Annotated in this window: 15 protein-coding genes, 1 tRNA gene and 2 pseudogenes; 8 read left to right on the forward strand and 10 right to left on the reverse strand. The window is 40.7% G+C overall.

Annotated elements, in window-relative coordinates; genetic code table 11:
• Positions 1 to 7 precede the first annotated feature (7 nt).
• Positions 8 to 1,486, reverse strand: a complete 1,479-nt coding sequence (locus tag N8A86_RS11820) for a sodium:solute symporter family transporter (protein WP_273565575.1) — start codon at positions 1,484 to 1,486, stop codon at positions 8 to 10.
• Positions 1,483 to 2,406 (reverse strand): dihydrodipicolinate synthase family protein, encoded by a 924-nt coding sequence (locus N8A86_RS11825; RefSeq protein WP_273565576.1) that lies wholly within the window; start codon positions 2,404 to 2,406, stop codon positions 1,483 to 1,485. Before N8A86_RS11825 ends, N8A86_RS11820 begins: the two co-directional genes overlap by 4 nt.
• 136 nt (positions 2,407 to 2,542) lie before the next feature.
• Between N8A86_RS11825 and N8A86_RS11830 the strand changes: the two genes are divergently transcribed.
• The 6 genes and pseudogenes from N8A86_RS11830 to N8A86_RS11855 all read left to right on the forward strand — a co-directional run bounded on the left by N8A86_RS11830 (position 2,543) and on the right by N8A86_RS11855 (position 6,729).
• Complete coding sequence (locus N8A86_RS11830; protein ID WP_273565577.1) at positions 2,543 to 3,391, forward strand: AraC family transcriptional regulator; 849 nt, start codon at positions 2,543 to 2,545, stop codon at positions 3,389 to 3,391.
• Between the two features lie 33 nt (positions 3,392 to 3,424).
• Complete coding sequence (locus N8A86_RS11835; RefSeq protein WP_273565578.1) at positions 3,425 to 3,718, forward strand: sialidase family protein; 294 nt, start codon at positions 3,425 to 3,427, stop codon at positions 3,716 to 3,718.
• Positions 3,694 to 4,509 carry a sialidase family protein gene (locus N8A86_RS11840; protein ID WP_273565579.1) on the forward strand — a complete coding sequence of 272 codons (816 nt, stop codon included), beginning with the start codon at positions 3,694 to 3,696 and terminating at the stop codon, positions 4,507 to 4,509. Before N8A86_RS11835 ends, N8A86_RS11840 begins: the two co-directional genes overlap by 25 nt.
• Before the next feature lie 129 nt (positions 4,510 to 4,638).
• The gene (locus N8A86_RS11845) at positions 4,639 to 5,640 is read left to right on the forward strand and encodes a metal-dependent hydrolase (RefSeq protein WP_273565580.1); all 1,002 of its coding nucleotides are present in this window, start codon (positions 4,639 to 4,641) and stop codon (positions 5,638 to 5,640) included.
• A 10-nt stretch (positions 5,641 to 5,650) separates the two neighbouring features.
• A pseudogene (locus N8A86_RS11850) lies at positions 5,651 to 6,282 on the forward strand (DUF998 domain-containing protein).
• A gap of 72 nt (positions 6,283 to 6,354) precedes the next feature.
• The gene (locus N8A86_RS11855; protein WP_273565582.1) at positions 6,355 to 6,729 is read left to right on the forward strand and encodes an Hpt domain-containing protein; all 375 of its coding nucleotides are present in this window, start codon (positions 6,355 to 6,357) and stop codon (positions 6,727 to 6,729) included.
• 59 nt (positions 6,730 to 6,788) lie between these two features.
• Here N8A86_RS11855 and N8A86_RS11860 read toward each other — a convergent pair whose 3' ends face one another.
• The 5 genes and pseudogenes from N8A86_RS11860 to N8A86_RS11880 all read right to left on the reverse strand — a co-directional run bounded on the left by N8A86_RS11860 (position 6,789) and on the right by N8A86_RS11880 (position 12,036).
• Positions 6,789 to 7,889, reverse strand: coding sequence for a DUF4407 domain-containing protein (locus N8A86_RS11860; RefSeq protein WP_273565583.1), 1,101 nt, complete (start codon positions 7,887 to 7,889; stop codon positions 6,789 to 6,791).
• Positions 7,890 to 8,105: 216 nt separating this feature from the next.
• Positions 8,106 to 8,681 carry a hypothetical protein gene (locus tag N8A86_RS11865; RefSeq protein WP_273565584.1) on the reverse strand — a complete coding sequence of 192 codons (576 nt, stop codon included), beginning with the start codon at positions 8,679 to 8,681 and terminating at the stop codon, positions 8,106 to 8,108.
• On the reverse strand, positions 8,663 to 11,026 hold the full coding sequence (locus N8A86_RS11870) for a M56 family metallopeptidase (protein WP_273565585.1): 2,364 nt from the start codon (positions 11,024 to 11,026) through the stop codon (positions 8,663 to 8,665). Before N8A86_RS11870 ends, N8A86_RS11865 begins: the two co-directional genes overlap by 19 nt.
• A gap of 1 nt (position 11,027) precedes the next feature.
• Positions 11,028 to 11,392, reverse strand: a pseudogene (locus N8A86_RS11875) (BlaI/MecI/CopY family transcriptional regulator).
• Positions 11,393 to 11,490: 98 nt separating this feature from the next.
• On the reverse strand, positions 11,491 to 12,036 hold the full coding sequence (locus N8A86_RS11880; protein WP_273565586.1) for a hypothetical protein: 546 nt from the start codon (positions 12,034 to 12,036) through the stop codon (positions 11,491 to 11,493).
• A gap of 138 nt (positions 12,037 to 12,174) precedes the next feature.
• On the opposite strand from N8A86_RS11880, the gene N8A86_RS11885 reads away from it, so the two are divergent.
• Positions 12,175 to 12,753, forward strand: a complete 579-nt coding sequence (locus N8A86_RS11885; protein ID WP_273565587.1) for a PhnA domain-containing protein — start codon at positions 12,175 to 12,177, stop codon at positions 12,751 to 12,753.
• Positions 12,754 to 12,917: 164 nt separating this feature from the next.
• Here N8A86_RS11885 and N8A86_RS11890 read toward each other — a convergent pair whose 3' ends face one another.
• Entirely contained in the window at positions 12,918 to 14,306 is a 1,389-nt protein-coding gene (locus N8A86_RS11890) for a dipeptidase (RefSeq protein ID WP_273565588.1), read from the reverse strand.
• Positions 14,307 to 14,500: 194 nt separating this feature from the next.
• On the opposite strand from N8A86_RS11890, the gene N8A86_RS11895 reads away from it, so the two are divergent.
• Positions 14,501 to 14,582 (forward strand) — tRNA-Leu (locus N8A86_RS11895).
• 72 nt (positions 14,583 to 14,654) lie between these two features.
• Here the strand turns inward: N8A86_RS11895 and N8A86_RS11900 are convergent.
• Positions 14,655 to 15,500 (reverse strand): transglutaminase family protein, encoded by an 846-nt coding sequence (locus N8A86_RS11900; protein WP_273565589.1) that lies wholly within the window; start codon positions 15,498 to 15,500, stop codon positions 14,655 to 14,657.
• Positions 15,501 to 15,542: 42 nt separating this feature from the next.
• A complete protein-coding gene (locus tag N8A86_RS11905; RefSeq protein ID WP_273565590.1) occupies positions 15,543 to 16,508 on the reverse strand; it encodes an alpha-E domain-containing protein in 966 nt (321 codons plus the stop codon).
• Positions 16,509 to 16,513: the final 5 nt, after the last annotated feature.

Consider the following 16,513-nt stretch of genomic DNA (forward strand, 5'->3'; position numbering starts at 1 on the left):
CCAACTCCTAATTATTCCTTTTGTTCCAAAGCGCAAATAAAATGGCCAATCCGAGAAGGGCGGCTGTCGATGTTGCACCTATGATTATAGGGTCTAGATTGCATTGAAGCCATGAATAGGATTCAGGTAGATCCCTCAAAAAAGTCCCCCAAACGATGACAAGAATACTAAATGCCACCGAAAGTATTCCTTGAAGCTTGGTGATTTTCACATTGTAGATGGCCAATAAAAAAAGGCCAAGAATCCCCTCCCCAAAAATACCGGAAATCTGCCACCACACGTCCAAGGCACTTTTGGCCTTGATCATCAATAGGGCAAAGGCGACCCCTAGAATACCCCATATTACCGTCGAAAAACGAAGAAACCGAAGACTATCTTTTTCAGAGGCCCGGGGCTTAAAATACTTTTTGTAGAAATCGATGAATAGCACGGTGGCCGAGCTGTTCAAAGCGGAATCTACCGTACTCATCGAGGCGGCCATAATGGCGGCAATCATCAAACCCTTAATGCCGACAGGAAGTTCTGTCGCAATAAAATACGGAAAAACTTCGTCTCCTCTGGTGATGGCATCGATAAGTATATGGCTTTCCCCTCCATAAAAAGAAAAAAGGGCGGTGCCTATGTATAGAAAGATGGCGGTCAAGGGCAAATAAATGAGCATGGCGATCCAGACCGATTTTTTAGCCTCTTTCTCCGTCGCAACTGATGTATATTTTTGGGTATAGTTTTGGTCGGCCATAAGGTTGCGCACATTTTCTGTGATTCCATAGATGATCATGACCCAAATAGTGCGGTCGCTAAAAGAAAAATTCGAATTGCCCAGACTAAATTTGTCGTTGTCAAAGGCTTTTTGTATCAAGTTTTCTGGCTGGGCAAAAACTTCTGAAGTAAGCACATAGCCCACAAAAAGAATTCCGCCGATCATGATAATGGATTGCATCACATCCGTCCATATGACGGCTTCCATTCCTCCCATCAGCGTATAGATAATCGTAACGATTCCGACTAAAACGATGACCGTGCCAATATCGGTATTAACGAAGGAAGTCAATAGCAATGATGATAGATAGAGGATTACCGCAACCCTTCCCACCATAAATAACAAAAACGAAAAAGCGGCATAGATCCTACCCCAGCCGCCGATTTTTCCCTCCAGGTAACTATAAACCGAAACGATTTTGTGCTTGCGATAATGTGGAATTACATACTTGGTAACGAACCAAGCTACCGGAATCGCAGTTAGCGCAAAAATCAGTGGGTGCCAATTGTCATCAAAGGCTTTTCCGGGTACGGCGATATACGAAATACTGCTCGTATAGGTGCTCATCACCGCAATACCTGCGGCCCATGCGGGAATACTCTTGCCCGCTATCATGAACTGCTCCGAGGACTTACTTTTTTTAAAGAAATAAAAGCCCATGCCCAGCAAAACCAAGCCATAGGCAATGATTATGACAAGATCAATCGTGCCGAGCCCATAATTCATTTGATGGCAGCGAATTCTATATTAGACAAGAACCCATTCATGTACCTCTGGATTTTGCTCCTTTCCATTTCATTAAACCGTTTGACGGGAGGGGCGGTGAAATCGTTACAAATACCCAATACGGCGAGTGCACTTTTGATTCCCTTGATATATTTCGATATGTTTTCGCCTACGGAATAAATGGTATTATCGATTTGTACGATGGTTTCACGAAGTAAAGCAATTTTGGCCAAATCACCATCAATCGAAGCTTCATATAAGTCAACGAAAAGTCTTGGGAAGAAATTTGCGCCTCCGGCTACCGCTCCATGACCGCCGTTTAAAATAGTCTCATGTAGAAAGAGTTCAGATCCCGTGATGATCGAAAACTTTGAGTCACCTCCAAAGGCATTAATAAGTCGATTCATGTACTCCATGTCGCCGGAGCTATCCTTTATTCCGAGGGCCCCCAGCGTTTTGGCCTTTGAAATTGTCTCTAAGGAAAGGCTCATTTTCGTACAACTGGGCATATTGTATAGTAAAAAGGGCAAGGGTAATGATGGCAAGAGAACTTCTAGATAATCTTGCATTTCACTTTGTGAAATAGGCAGATAATACGGTGCCGCCACAACTAATATGTCGGCACCGGCTTTTGCGGAATGATGCGCTAATTCTAAAGATTCCTCAAAAGAAGTATCTGTGATGCACACCAATACCGGAACCCTTTTTTTTACTATGTTACACGTCTCAACGACCAATTGTTTTCTAAGGTCATGCGATAAACTTGTGCCTTCACCGGTAGTGCCCAATAAGAAAAGTCCGTGCACGCCACCGGCCAAGATGTACTCGGCCAATTTGTGGAGTCCGGCGAGATCTAACGCCCCGTTTTCCAAAAGCGGAGTGACCATGGGCGGTATGATTCCTTTAAGGGGTAAGTCCATTTTAAAACGTTCGTAATCAAATAACGGGAAAAATTGTTCGCAAAACCACCATAATTTTATATCAAATACATTATATCTTAACCCGATCTATAGGTTTAATTTGTATATTCAATGATTCTAGTCAAAATATGTGCTAATGGAATTTGTCTTTGAAAAAATACATGTACCGAACAAGCACTCTTTTATTACCAGAAAGCTGCCCCTGAAGTCGGTCGATAACATTCATTCCCACAGAAATTTTGAACTGAATTTCATTACTTTCGGAACTGGCCGAAGAATAGTCGGCGATAATATCTCGGGGTTTGAAAAAGGGGACTTGGTCTTATTGGGCCCCAATCTCCCACACTGTTGGGAACTGGCACCCGCTGAAGAAAAAAACACCTCGTTTTGTATCGTTACCCATTTTTCTGAGGATATCATGAACTCTGATTTTTTCAAAATGCCGGAACTTGAAAAAGTCGTCGATCTTTTGAGGCAATCTGAGCGTGGACTGCGATTTAAAATTGGAAATCATGATAAAGTTCAGGCTACCCTTGAAAAAATGACCCAGCTAGAAGGGCTGGAATATTATATAGAAATGCTGAAGGTTTTTAACTTGTTGTTGCAAATCGAAGATCGTGAGTTATTGTCGAATCCGATATATTCCGATGTGGTTTTCTCGAAGAACTTGGAGAAAATCAACAAAGTGTACGAGTATGTTTTCCAGAATATTCAAGAAGGGATACAATTGGAAAAAGCCGCTGCCCAGCTCCACATGGCACCTGGGTCCTTTTGTCGTTTTTTCAAAAAAAAGACCGAACTGACTTTTATGGAGTATGTGAAACGGGTACGAGTGGGCATGGCCGCGAAGTTACTTGCCGAATCTGACAAGCAGATTACGCAAATCTGTTTCGAGAGCGGATATAATAACTTGGCCAATTTTAATTATTATTTCAAAAACGTAATGGGAAAAACTCCTTCGGAATATCGAAAGAGTTTTGCTTAAATTTCGAACAGATAAATTTTCAATAGCAATCTAATGAAACGACTATTATTCTTAATACCAATAGTACTGCTTGCATTCTTTGCATCCGCTCAGGAAGTAGATTTGCCCAAAGCAGTGGCCTTGGAACATCCGGCGATTGTCACCCAAGAATTTATTTATGACTTGGAAGATGCACCTACACCCGAATGCCATGCCTCGACGGTTGAGGTGAGCAATGGTATTGTCATAGCCTCATGGTTCGGAGGTACGAAGGAAAAAAATAAGGATGTCGGCATCTGGGTCTCACGCAAATCAACTGGGGCATGGTCTACCCCGAAGAAGTTGTAAACGGGGTACAAGATGACGGTACGCGATATGCCTGTTGGAATCCGGTGCTTTTTAAACCAAGGAAAGGCCCCTTGTATTTATATTATAAAGTGGGGCCAAGTCCGCAAGAATGGTGGGGCATGTATATGACTTCCAAGGATGACGGAAAAACGTGGTCCGAACCCGTGAAACTTCCCGAAGGTATTTTGGGCCCCATAAAGAATCAGCCCATTCATTTGGAAAACGGTACCATCTTATCTCCCTCAAGCAACGAAACTAAATCAGGAATTTGGACCATGCATTTAGAACGAAGTGAAGACTCGGGAAAAAATTGGTCGAAGACAGAATCCCTTAACGACCCTAAGGAATTTGGGGCCATTCAACCTGTCATTTTTAATTATGGAAATGGAAAACTACAAATGCTAAGCCGGACCAAGAATGAGGTTATCGCCCAAAATTGGTCTGATGACCATGGTAAAACTTGGAGTAAAATGACAGCTACTGTGCTTCCGAATCCGAATTCGGGTATTGATGGGGTCACTTTGAAAGATGGCCGGCAGCTCTTGGTTTATAATCCAACGAATAAGAATTGGGGAGATAGGGTTCCCTTAAGTATTGCAATTTCTGAGGATGGAAAAGATTGGAAACGTATATTGGATCTTGAACCGATTCGCAAAAACACGGATAAGGAGGGCGAGGAATATTCCTATCCGACCGTAATTCAAGCCAAAAACGGCTTAGTACATTTAGTCTATACCTGGAACCGAAAAACGGTTAAATATGTTACTTTAAATCCTAATAAACTTCATTAAATAAAGCGTAAACGCAAAAAAGCGCCAAGGATTTCTATTGTAAGAATCAAACAATTAGTAATACTAGATTTGAACTTAAATTTATAGGCCATTGAACTTGATATTTGCGCTTGAACTTGAACTTTTCTTATGGATTCACTTACCCAAATTGTTTTAGGAGCCGCTGTCGGCGAAGTCGTTCTTGGCAAAAAGGTCGGCAATAAGGCCATGCTTTGGGGAGCGGTGGCTGGTACTATACCAGATCTAGATGTGTTGTCCCAATATTTTGTCGATACGGTTACTGCGATCGAATGGCATCGCGGGTTTAGTCATTCGATTTTTTTTTCGGTGCTGTGCGCCCCGATTTTCGGTTGGTTGATTTGGAAGCTCGATAGAAAAAAAGAAGCCACCTTTAAGGATTGGTCTTGGTTGATGTTTGCGGGTCTTTTGACCCACCCGATTCTTGATGCTTTTACCACGTGGGGCACGCAGCTTTTTTGGCCGTTCGACATACGATTGGCCTTTCAGAACATTTTTGTTATTGACCCCATGTACACCATTCCGTTTTTGGTATGCCTGATTTTGGCCATGCGCCAAAAGAGGACATCGCTCAAACGTCGAAAGTATAATCGTATGGGATTGATCGTGAGTAGCAGTTACTTGATTTTGACCCTATTTTTAAAGGGACTTGCCTACAAACAGTTTACGGCAAGCCTCGATGGGCAGGGTATTGTCTACGTGCAAATCGATACGCGCCCTACCCCCTTCAATTCTATTTTATGGACGGCCAATATCGACGCTGGTGACGCCTATTTAATCGGGAATTATTCTTTTTTCGATTCTGGGGAAATTGAGTTTATTTCTTACCCTAAAAATCACGGGCGGTTAGCGGGTCTTGAAACAAATGGGAATGTAAATCGTCTCATCGATATCGCTGAGGGATGGTTTACTATCACAAAAAAAGAGGACGGTTTGTTTTTTAACGATCTGCGATTTGGACTCATCAGTTTGGATCCGAACGAAGAACAATTTGCGTTTACCTATAAATTGATTCCGGATATAAATGGAACCCGTGTGGAAGAAGTGCCTAAATATAATACGGACGCAGCAAAACTTTTCTCGGCACTTTGGAACCGTATCTGGGGAAATTAAAACATAGCGTATGAGGTATATCACCGTTTGGTCGGGCATCTTGGGAGCCATAGTATTTGCCTTGGCAAGCATTATAGGTGGATTGGATACTGAAGGATATGATTTTATAAGTCAATATATCAGCGAAAGCTACGCGACGGGCATACCAAATGCGCATTATTTTCAAAAGGCATATATGGTCAGTGGGATACTATTGGCCCTGTTCGGTTTTTCAGCACCCGGTATTTTCCCGAGATCTAAGGCCATCAAAATCGGCTTTGTTTTATTCGGTATATGCTATGGTCTAGGTACGTTGACTACAGGAATTTTTCCTGCGATATTGGTTGTAAGCCTGATCCTGAAAATCCGTCGTTATCCCAATTTATTCATAATGCTTCCGGTACGTTGGCTTATTCAGTCGTGCCATTTTGTATCATTGGTTTAGGAATTGCTTTTAAAAGATGGCAGGAAACCAAGAAGTTGGTGTCAGTTTCCCTCGTTTTCGGAACAATTTCTTTTGTTTTTGTGGTACTTCTTTTTGGCGATCCTACCGGCCCGTACCGGGGGTTGTTTCAACGTATTATAGAGAGCGGCATCCTTTTTTGGATAATCGGTATTTCCATTTTTATACTTCGTTATAGAACAAATAGAAAAATTCTTTAATTATAGTACAATTCTTACCTTTGTAGAAAGTTATTACTTTAGAATAATTGTTTTTCGCTGTTTTCGAAAACAATGCGTCGCATTAATAGTTCAATGTTGGGTATGGATGATACTGCAAATTATATCGAAGAAACTCCGAATTTATCGTATGTCGTAGAGCTTGTTGGGACTTCCGATTTTGATTTTGAACAAAAGTTCGTTGCGATTCTAAAACAAGAATTTACTTCGGATTTGGGAAAATACCTATTTCATATCAAAAATGAAGAACCTCGGGCCGCAGCGGAAATCGTACACAAGCTAAAGCATAAATTGAGCGTGCTGGGCATGAAGGAGTCTTTCATTCTGGCCGAACGCCATCAAATGGAATTACAAACGGGTAATACAGAACTGGATTCAGAATTCAAAAAGATTCTAAAAGTGGTCGATACTTTTCTAGAAACAGCGTAGTTACCAAAAGACATCTTATAACTTCGGTTGTTCCATAAGCCTATCTCAAGCCAACTTACCTACAAAGTTTTTATCTGCAAATCATGAAAGGCATCCGTCTGAAGTTTTAATAGTTCTTCGGCCTTCTGTTTTTTATAGGCGTACACCGCTTCTTCTTTAGTAATTTCACCGTAGATTTTTTCATTCAGTTCCGTATCGGTGCTCAAGATTTTTTCACGTTGTAGCACTTTTTGGGTCACCCAAGTCCTTACTGCGCTTTCTTCATCTTCAAGTTTTAGGTCATATTCTCCCTTTGGGGACAAAAGCTTTGCTATAATAGGGGAGGTCTCGATGGCCAAGAACAGTAAAAAGATATAGAACGAAGGCAACCAGGGAAGCTCGTTCAGAGCATTGATGCGCGCCATAAGTCCGTCGAAACCATCTATAATCGGTTGAGAATTTTTGACCGTTTCTGCATATTCGGTATTCAAGGCCGCAATTTGAGTTTCAACACCAGCGATTTTTTGGACGTTGGTTTCTTTTAACGTTTGCAATTCGGCCAAAGCCATATCATGTTTTTGTCGTTTTTCTGCGTACACGGGACCTTTGCCCAATAATAGCGTGCCGGCCCTTCCTTCGGCTTCGGAGATATAGGTGTCATAAAGCGCATTGGTTTCTGCCTCTTTAACGGCGATTTCCGATTTCAGGGAGGCAATGTCTTGATTTAGTTTTTCGACCGTTGGTGTATATTGCAATGCCAATTGTTCTTTGTTCGCCAAGGTCATTTCGTTCTTTTGTTCCCATAAAACCTGATTGATTTCCTTTTCGAAAATCTTCATTTCCAAAGGTTTTGAAATCACTATGGCAATAATTACAGCAAGGATGATTCGTGGCGTGGCTTGAATAAGCTCACTACCGAGGCTGTTTCTTTTTTTTATCGTGGAGACGATGAACCGATCTAGATTAAAAATGAGTAGCCCCCAAATGAATCCAAAGCAAATAGCTGCAAACAGATTATCGAAAACGGTGTAAAGGGCGTAGCTACTTGCAATAAAAGCCATGACCGCCGTAAAGAAAACCGTAGCACCAATACCGGCATATTTATTCTGTTCGCCTTCCGAACAGGTTTTTAGAATGGCCGCATCGGCCCCCGAGCAGAGAATAAAAAAGTTTTGTAACATAGTGTTCTGATTTGATTTTGACTGATGAATATTTTAGAAATGTCCGTCAGTTCGAGCGCAGTCGAGAACGTTCTTAACCGGTTCTCGACTGCGCTCGAACTGACAGTAGTCTATAAGTGTAACTAGCTTTTGCCAGTTGTTAGTATATAGGTATGGGCTATTTGTTACAAAAAAGCCCCGAAGAACGAGGCTTTTAGTTTAAAATTATGATTTTGTTTAGTTTTCGATAACAATGGGCTCCGTTGATAACTTCACCATAGGTTTTTTGCTTTTTGACCCTCTTGAATCGATATTTATTTTGTCGTTCTCCTTGAGAATTTGAATGGCTTTATCAGAACTTATTTCATTTCCTTGATAGTAAAAGACCGCATCTTTTTTCGCCATTTCAATAATATGGTCTAAAGGAGATTGGGGCGCTGGCGGCGGCGGAATGTCGCTTATCTCTCCTTTCAACACTCTTGGAGAAGGTGCGGCTGCTGGTGGTGGAGGTGGTGGAATATCACTGACCTCTCCTTTCAATATTTTAGACGGATCGGGTTGAGCCAGGGATAATTGATTTCCTCCAACAACGTCGTAAGGATCTTGTTCCTCGATTATTTGCTTTATTTTGTTCGAGGCTTCTTCTCTTTCATTGGGCGCTTTGGGTGATTTAGGCGCATCTGGTGCCGGCGGCGGTTCAGGAAAATCTGGAAAAGGCTCGGCATCCGCCCTTTGTTTATCCGACATTGCATCATAAATGTATTTAAGCCGTTCCACATCTTTTTTTAGTATTTTCATGTGGTTGCTATCCATCTCGTTATATTTTTTTGCCAATTTGTTGTATTCGGCCATTTGTTTTCGAGAGGCGCCTTCTTGGGTTGACGCCTCAGACTTTGACCCCTAATATCTATTTGGGCTACCCCATATGCAGCTACAATCTGCTCCACTTGATCTACTATGGGCTTCGGAGCATTTTCATCGACTTTGATTATCGCGCGGACTGATTTTTCTCGTTCTTCTTTCGAAAGTTCTGGGTTATATTTTTTCAATAAACCTGGAAGGGATTGGATTGTCACCAAATTTCCCGCGTATCGAATAGCGCCTTTTTTGTCTATTTCAATTTGAATGATTTCGGTCTTCAACTCATATTTAGGAAAAGGGTGTGCCGAAGCCCTCTGCATATCGGTCATTTTACGATAAAGGACTTCCAAAGTTTTTAGGTCATCCGAAGGAATTATTCTCTTTTCTAGTGGAATGGCGTTGTATTTTTTTGCCAAGACATCGAATTCCCTAATTTGTTCTGAAGTTGCTTTTTCTTGAACATTGAAATTTCTAAAAGTCTCCTTTTCAATAGGTAATATGCTAACATCTCCAAATCCGGTGAGGATTTTATATACTTCATCAATAATTGAGGATGGTGATTCAAACTGTATGTAAATTACAGATTTAAAACTTTCCTTTTCTTCTTCAGAAGTTTGGTCCCTAAGTTTGGATACATAATTTTTTAATTTAATTATATCCATTAGGTCATGGTTAACTAAAAGCTGACCTTGTCCGTTAATATCTACCAAAATATTTGGCCGATTTCCTTCTAAAGTCAATCTTTCAGTTTTCAATTTTACCGTATTGGGAGTAATTTTAACCCCATTTTCCACAAATTCATCCCGTGGTATGATGTATTCTTCAGTCACCACTTCAACTTTTTTCGCTCCAGCTTTTCTAGATTCAATGTTAAGTTGTGCTACAAATTCTGATCGTAGAATTCCGGTTGAATAGAAATTTATCTGCAATTCGATCGTCCCGTTCTTAGAATCGAAGTTTTGTGTAATAACTTCTGCCAGGTCTTCTATTGCAATGTGTTTGTTGTCAAACCAAATTTCATCCTCATTTTTAATATCAAACCAAAGGGCTGTTTTAGTAGAAAGTGATTCTCTTTTTATTCCTCTAGCTTCTTCTAGGGTTTTACCATTATATTTGCTCGGTTCAATTTTACCTTCATTTACGGCTGCAGCGGTTTGTTGGCTAACATGTTGTATGTTTCTTATCCCTGCACGTTTTAAATGATACTCCACTTCAGAAATAAGATCTATTTGATTTTCATCATAAAAAATATAGGCGGTTACAAAAGTATTTTTTTCACCCCTCGTCATTCCAGAATAGGCGTGTTTTCCTTTTAAAGAAATATCCTTTAAAGTAATAGGGTTATCTTCATAAAAAAGTGTACCTCCTTCATTAATCTTTACAATGAAATCTTTTACTATTAAATTCTTGGTATTATCTGAAGTTGTGTAGTCGATATTTCTTTGGCTAAACCCATATAACATAATGGCAAGTAGCGGAAGTAGTAACAGACTTCTTAGCAAAATTGCTTTTTTCGATGTTCTTTTTTTCATGACCGTAAATCGTTTTTTGATTGATGAATAATTTATGGCGTTCGCCAATGTGTTTTTATAACTTGGGGTCATAAAGGACAACAGTGTGTTTTGATAGGTTGATGAGTCCGTACCTTTTTCCAGAACCGCACTATCGGCCAAGAATTCATGATTGAGCTTTATTGATTTTCTAGCGAAATACACCAAGGGGTTAAACCACATCACGACTTGCAACAGCTCGATAAAAAGTACGTCAAGACTGTGTTTTTGTTTGGCGTGGGTCTCTTCGTGCAAGAGCACCGCTTCTGGAATTTCCTTGGATTCCAATTTGACCTTGTTCAGAAAAATATAATTGAAAAAAGTATGAGGCGGAAAGTTTTCGCGCAACAGCACCCTAACAAACGGAACTTTCCGTTCTTTGGGGTTGGTCTTGATACGTCGGTAAACTTGGATCAGATTTTTTATAAAATTCAATCCGAAGAAAATCAATCCCAGAAAATAGAGGCCCCAGAGTAGCGGCGCAACATCCAATAGATCGGTTTCCAAGGCAGGGGGTATCTCGATGACATCCGTTGATGGGGTCATCGGCTGAACGACCGTCTCGGTTGTAGGTTCCACGACGACGTATTCGGTAAATACCAATTGTGGAACAATCAATGAAAAAACAAGTGCGCCCAAAAGATAGAAACGTTTGAAAACATGCATTTTTTCACGCTCTAGAAAGAACGTATAGAAGAGCAACAGTATACCTAGACAGGCCGAGAATTTTAAGATATAGAGCAGCATATCACTTCTTTTTAATTTCGTTGTCGATCAGTTTCTTTAATTCTTCCAATTCCGTTTTGCTAAGATCAGTTTCTTGGGTAAAGAATGATGCAAATTGCGAGGCGCTATCGTTGAAGAAGTTTTTGATGAGTCCGTTTACGTGTTTCGAGAAATAGTCTTTCTTCTTGACCAGTGGATAATACTCGCGGGATCTCCCCAAGCTTTTATAGGCTACAAAACCTTTGTCCTGCATCCGCTTCAATAATGTGGCGATTGTGGTGGTGGCCGGTCTGGGTTCAGGGTAGGCATCCAGCAAATCTTTCATGAAAGCTTTTTTTGCTTCCATAGGATATTCATCAGTTCTACCTCCGATTTTGACAACTGCATGTTCTACGTTTTTAGAATTAACTCTACAAACATAGAACAAATATTTTAATTCTACAAGTGTAGAGTTAAAAATTGTTCAAATTATAAAGACCTAGCTGTTAGCTTGCTACATTTTTCGGACTAGCTACAATGGAAATCAATGCAGAGAAAAGACCAATGACCAATAAAACGTTGGCGTTTATTATACCGAACTCCCAGTGTAGCATTTTAAATAATGATGCTATCACAATATAGACCGTAGCAAGATCGGCAAGTATATGCGACAGGTTCTCCCTGCCTAAATTGGTGAGTAAAAGACTATTGTTCTGAGTGATATCCTGAAAAGATACCATGATTTTTTTAATGTAAAGTATCAGAAAAGCGATGAGTGCCAACTTCGTAATTAAAATAAGTATATGCACATAGGGTAAACTGAAAAGGTTGAATACATAATTGCAAGAAAAGGAAACAATAAGTAACTGTCTAGCATAATCAAGGGCCGATCTGTGTTGGTTTTGAAAAAATTGAATGGTGTGAAAGATTACCATTCCCGTGACTCCTAGCATAATTAAGGGCCAAGAAACGAATTTAAAAAGTGCTCCGAAAACGGTAGCGGAAATACTTAACCTGAAAAACAAAGCGATTTTTTGCTTAGAAATTGCCATTGGGAATATGTTTGCATAGTAGGTCAGTCAATAACGCTGAAAATTAAGTTATAGTGCCATTAAACGAAATTTGATGTGTGGTAGGGGATGCCAATTACATATAAAGCCATAAGTTTATACCTATCAAAAAAATGGTAAATGAGTCTACAAGAACAATTAAAAGAGAGAAGCGGGTCACAGTGCGAGCTATGTTCAGCCACAAGCAACTTAAGCGTGTATGAGGTGCCACCCGTATCAACCGGTGGAATAGACGGCAGCGTTCTTGCTTGCGCAACCTGTATTTCTCAAATCGAAAATCCTGATACAGCGAATAGCAATCATTGGCGTTGTCTGAACGATAGCATGTGGAGCGAACATGACGTGGTTAAAGTTGTCGCATGGCGAATGCTTCAACAACTTAAGGGCGAGGGTTGGCCCAAAGACCTTTTAGATAAGATGTATTTGGATGATGAAACCCTAGCATGGGCAAAAGCAACGGGAGAAGGATTATCCGATAGTGATAAAATAATCCATAGAGATGTGAACGGGGTCATTCTTGAGAATGGCGATAGTGTTGTTCTGGTAAAAGACCTCAAAGTAAAAGGTTCGAGTATGGTCGCCAAACAGGGTACGCCGGTACGTAGAATTTCTCTGGATCGTGAAAATGCGGAGTATATAGAAGGTAAGGTGGGCGCGCAGCAGATTGTGATTATTACGAAGTATGTGAAAAAGATTTGAATTCGTCTTCGCGAGGAGGTGCTAATAAATTTATCTTCGACTACCTAAGCTGAACCGACGAAGCAATCTGGCAACTCGTAACACGAATTTAACAGATTGCTTCGTCGGCTTAAAATATGTGCTCAAGAGTAACTTTTGTTCGCCTCCTCGCAATGACGGCATAACTAGGAATTCATCTCCGTAAAATACTGATAAAAATAAGGTATCGTTTCAATCCCCTTCAAGTAATTCCAAACCCCAAAATGTTCGTTGGGGGAGTGAATGGCGTCACTGTCCAATCCAAAGCCCATTAATATGGTCTTACTTTCCAATTCCTTTTCAAATAATGCAACAATGGGAATACTTCCACCGCTGCGTTGCGGAATCGGTTTCTTTCCAAATGTCGTTTCATAAGCTTTTGAGGCTGCCTGATAACCAATGGTATCGATTGGAGTGACGTAGCCCTGTCCGCCATGATGCGGCGTTACTTTTACCTTGACTCCCTTAGGAGCAATGTTTTCAAAATGTTTTTTGAAGAGCTCCGTAATTTCTTTCCAATCTTGATGGGGTACCAGACGCATGGAAATTTTTGCATAGGCCTTGCTCGCGATAACTGTTTTAGCACCTTCACCTATATAGCCGCCCCAGATGCCATTCACATCTAAAGTGGGTCTGATTGAATTGCGTTCGTTGGTGGTATAACCTTTTTCTCCATAAACTGATTCGATATCCAAAGCTTTTCGATACTCCTCAAGTACAAAGGGAGCTTTTGCCATTTCGGCGCGTTCTTTTTGCGAAAGTTTTTCCACCTTGTCATAAAACCCGGGAATGGTAATATGATTGTTGTCGTCATGTAGACTGGCAATCATCTTGGTCAATATGTTGATCGGATTCGCTACTGCGCCTCCATAAAGTCCGGAGTGTAAATCTCGATTCGGTCCGGTAACTTCAACTTCAACATAACTAAGTCCACGCAATCCTGTTGTTATAGAAGGTACATCATTGGCTATCATTCCCGTATCTGAAATCAAGATAATATCATTCGCAAGCTTTTCCTTATTGTTGGCCACGTAAACAGCTAGATTATTACTGCCGACTTCTTCTTCCCCCTCGATCATGAATTTTACGTTGCAAGGTAGTTGATCGGTCTTGACCATATATTCAACTGCTTTGACGTGCATGAACATCTGCCCTTTATCGTCACAAGATCCCCGGGCGAAAATAGCGCCTTCGGGATGTATCTCGGTGTTTTTGATTACAGGTTCGTAAGGTGGGGAATCCCATAACTCCAAAGGATCTGCGGGCTGCACATCATAATGGCCATATACCAGCACAGTGGGTAAGTTGGTATCTATAATCTTTTCGCCGTAAACGATCGGATAACCATCGGTCTCGTGAATCTCCGCTACTTGGCAACCCGCTTCGGTCAATGATTTTTGCACTGCCTCTGCGGTGTTGAGAACATCCTGCGAAAAAGCAGGATCGGCACTGACCGAAGGTATTGTTAACAGCTCGATAAGTTCATTGATAAAGCGGTCTTTATTTTGGGTGATATATTCTTTAGGGTCTTGCATTCCGATTTTTTATTTGATAGTTATTAAAATTACAAAAAGAACTTTTGCGTATCTATTATTTAAAGAATTGAATTTTTAATTTATATTTGCAGCCCGTTTTAAATGGGAAAATGTAGGCGTGGTGGTCCTGATAGCTATCGGGAGGTAGACACGCTAGACTTAAGACCTAGTTTTGAGTTAAAAGATATTGAAATGCAGGCGTGGTGGAATTGGTAGACACGCTAGACTTAGGATCTAGTGCCGCAAGGTGTGAGAGTTCGAGTCTCTCCGCCTGTACTTAGTTAGAAAGCTTCTCAGAAATGAGAGGTTTTTTTTATAAAATTTTAATAAGTTGGATGGTAACGCTGTTCAATCCAAAACCTCAATAACTAAAGTCGTTTTTAGTTCAGAGGTTGCATCCCCACGAAGCGTACCCGAGACGGGCATGGTGTTCACGTAGTGACTACTTGAAGCAACGGCAATATGCGTATGGCTGGTTGTGATACCGTTACTGGGGTCGAATCCAATCCAGCCAGCGCCAGGTAGAAAAACTTCCGTCCAGGCATGTAGTTCGTATTGGGGGTCTTCAACATCCACATAATAATACCCGCTGACAAATCGTGAGGCGATACCTAAGTTGCGAAGTAGATGAATTTGCATCCATACCAAGTCGCGACAGGAGCCTTTTTTTAATTGAAAGGTCATGTGCGGTTCAAAGGGAATTCCTTCCTCCCTCGATTCCACTATGAAATCAGCATGGATGGATATGGTTAATTCGGTTAGAAAAGGTAGCGTCGCATTATTTTTTGAAGCTAGGATTGTTTTTCCGTACTGTAGCAATTGCTCATTTATCGTTTCAGCGGTTAGGTATCTTTGAAGCAGAACAACCAAATTATCCGAATAGGAAAACGGAACGGTATTGAAATACAGCGGATAAATCAAAAAGTTGAAGGGGTTGTATTCATTACTGTTTACAATGGCTTCCGAAATAATATTGATTTTATCGTGCATTCCATCGAACCAACAGAAATGGACAAAATTTTCTTCGGCATCCAACTGTTCCGATATTCCGGCAGGTGTTATCGATAGTTTTAGCAAGTGCGATTCCAACTCTAAATGTGGTGCGTTCTTTGGTTTGAACATGAGGTAATGCGGCTCCAAAAAAACGGACTTGCTAAACTCATATTCCGTTTCGTGAATGATTTTGAATCTCATTGGATATGTTTTGGAAAATTGCTTTTGTGTGTATTTTGGTATTTATTGTTGCATCTGTACTTGTGCCTGAGCGGCAAAAAAGGAGTCATAAAGACCTATGGATACCGCATTTAGTTTTTGCTGGAATCCGTCAAGGTATTCATGAAGTCCGATTTCAAAAATATCTTTGATACTAATGAATTCTAGTTCTGATTTTAGTTTTCCCAATTGTTTTTCTGCCTCACAACTAAAGCCAGCTGTATTGCCGGTTATCTCTTGTAACGACTTTTCGGCATGAATCAAACAACAAAGTATGGATCGAGGAAACTGCTTGTCCAAAATCAAAAACTCCGATATATTCAAGGCAGTCAGTTTGCCATACTTTTTTCGGTACATGTCATAGGCGCTTACCGACTTTAATAGGGCGGCCCATTGCATCAAATCTAAAGGGCCTCCCACTTGTTGATGGGTAGTCAGTAAAATGTGGTATTTCACATCCATCACACGCGATGTTTTATCCGCACGTTCAATGAGTTGTCCTATTTTACCGAAATGCCAACCGTCACTTCTGGTAATCGTCGCATCGAACATACCGTAGAGCAATTGACAATCTTCTTTTATTTTTTTAAAAAATGCCCTTGGGTCGTTGCTTGTCCATTGTTTTTTTTCATTTCCTTCTTTTACAAAAAAGTAAAGTGAATTGATTTGTTCCCAAACCTCTTTGGTAATCTCTTGCCGTATTGACCTCGCGTTTTCCCTTGCCTGAGTGATGCAGCTGTAGATGGAATTTGGGTTTTTGGGGTCAAATCCCAAGAAGTATATGACCCTCTCCTTATCCACGGTTTTGTATCGTGATTCGTAAATAGGCCAATCTCCTGTGATGACCACCAAAGGTTTCCATTGTTCCTCGGCATCGGGTGGAGATTCCAAAGAAAGATTGAAATTCACGTCCATAAATCGGGCATAGTTTTCTGTCCGTTCAATATATCGGTTCATCCAATACATAGTATTCGCAACTCTACTCAGCATATTTT

The organism is Maribacter halichondriae (assembly GCF_027474825.1).
Lineage (GTDB): Bacteria > Bacteroidota > Bacteroidia > Flavobacteriales > Flavobacteriaceae > Meishania > Meishania halichondriae.

Excerpts from the sequence above, each read along its gene's own strand:
- N8A86_RS11820 (WP_273565575.1), bottom strand. The coding sequence starts at position 1,486 with ATGAATTATGGGCTCGGCACGATTGATCTTGTCATAATCATTGCCTAT.
- N8A86_RS11825 (WP_273565576.1), bottom strand. The coding sequence starts at position 2,406 with ATGGACTTACCCCTTAAAGGAATCATACCGCCCATGGTCACTCCGCTT.
- N8A86_RS11830 (WP_273565577.1), top strand. The coding sequence starts at position 2,543 with ATGGAATTTGTCTTTGAAAAAATACATGTACCGAACAAGCACTCTTTT.
- N8A86_RS11835 (WP_273565578.1), top strand. The coding sequence starts at position 3,425 with ATGAAACGACTATTATTCTTAATACCAATAGTACTGCTTGCATTCTTT.
- N8A86_RS11840 (WP_273565579.1), top strand. The coding sequence starts at position 3,694 with ATGGTCTACCCCGAAGAAGTTGTAAACGGGGTACAAGATGACGGTACG.
- N8A86_RS11845 (WP_273565580.1), top strand. The coding sequence starts at position 4,639 with ATGGATTCACTTACCCAAATTGTTTTAGGAGCCGCTGTCGGCGAAGTC.
- N8A86_RS11855 (WP_273565582.1), top strand. The coding sequence starts at position 6,355 with ATGCGTCGCATTAATAGTTCAATGTTGGGTATGGATGATACTGCAAAT.
- N8A86_RS11860 (WP_273565583.1), bottom strand. The coding sequence starts at position 7,889 with ATGTTACAAAACTTTTTTATTCTCTGCTCGGGGGCCGATGCGGCCATT.
- N8A86_RS11865 (WP_273565584.1), bottom strand. The coding sequence starts at position 8,681 with ATGGATAGCAACCACATGAAAATACTAAAAAAAGATGTGGAACGGCTT.
- N8A86_RS11870 (WP_273565585.1), bottom strand. The coding sequence starts at position 11,026 with ATGCTGCTCTATATCTTAAAATTCTCGGCCTGTCTAGGTATACTGTTG.
- N8A86_RS11880 (WP_273565586.1), bottom strand. The coding sequence starts at position 12,036 with ATGGCAATTTCTAAGCAAAAAATCGCTTTGTTTTTCAGGTTAAGTATT.
- N8A86_RS11885 (WP_273565587.1), top strand. The coding sequence starts at position 12,175 with ATGAGTCTACAAGAACAATTAAAAGAGAGAAGCGGGTCACAGTGCGAG.
- N8A86_RS11890 (WP_273565588.1), bottom strand. The coding sequence starts at position 14,306 with ATGCAAGACCCTAAAGAATATATCACCCAAAATAAAGACCGCTTTATC.
- N8A86_RS11900 (WP_273565589.1), bottom strand. The coding sequence starts at position 15,500 with ATGAGATTCAAAATCATTCACGAAACGGAATATGAGTTTAGCAAGTCC.
- N8A86_RS11905 (WP_273565590.1), bottom strand. The coding sequence starts at position 16,508 with ATGCTGAGTAGAGTTGCGAATACTATGTATTGGATGAACCGATATATT.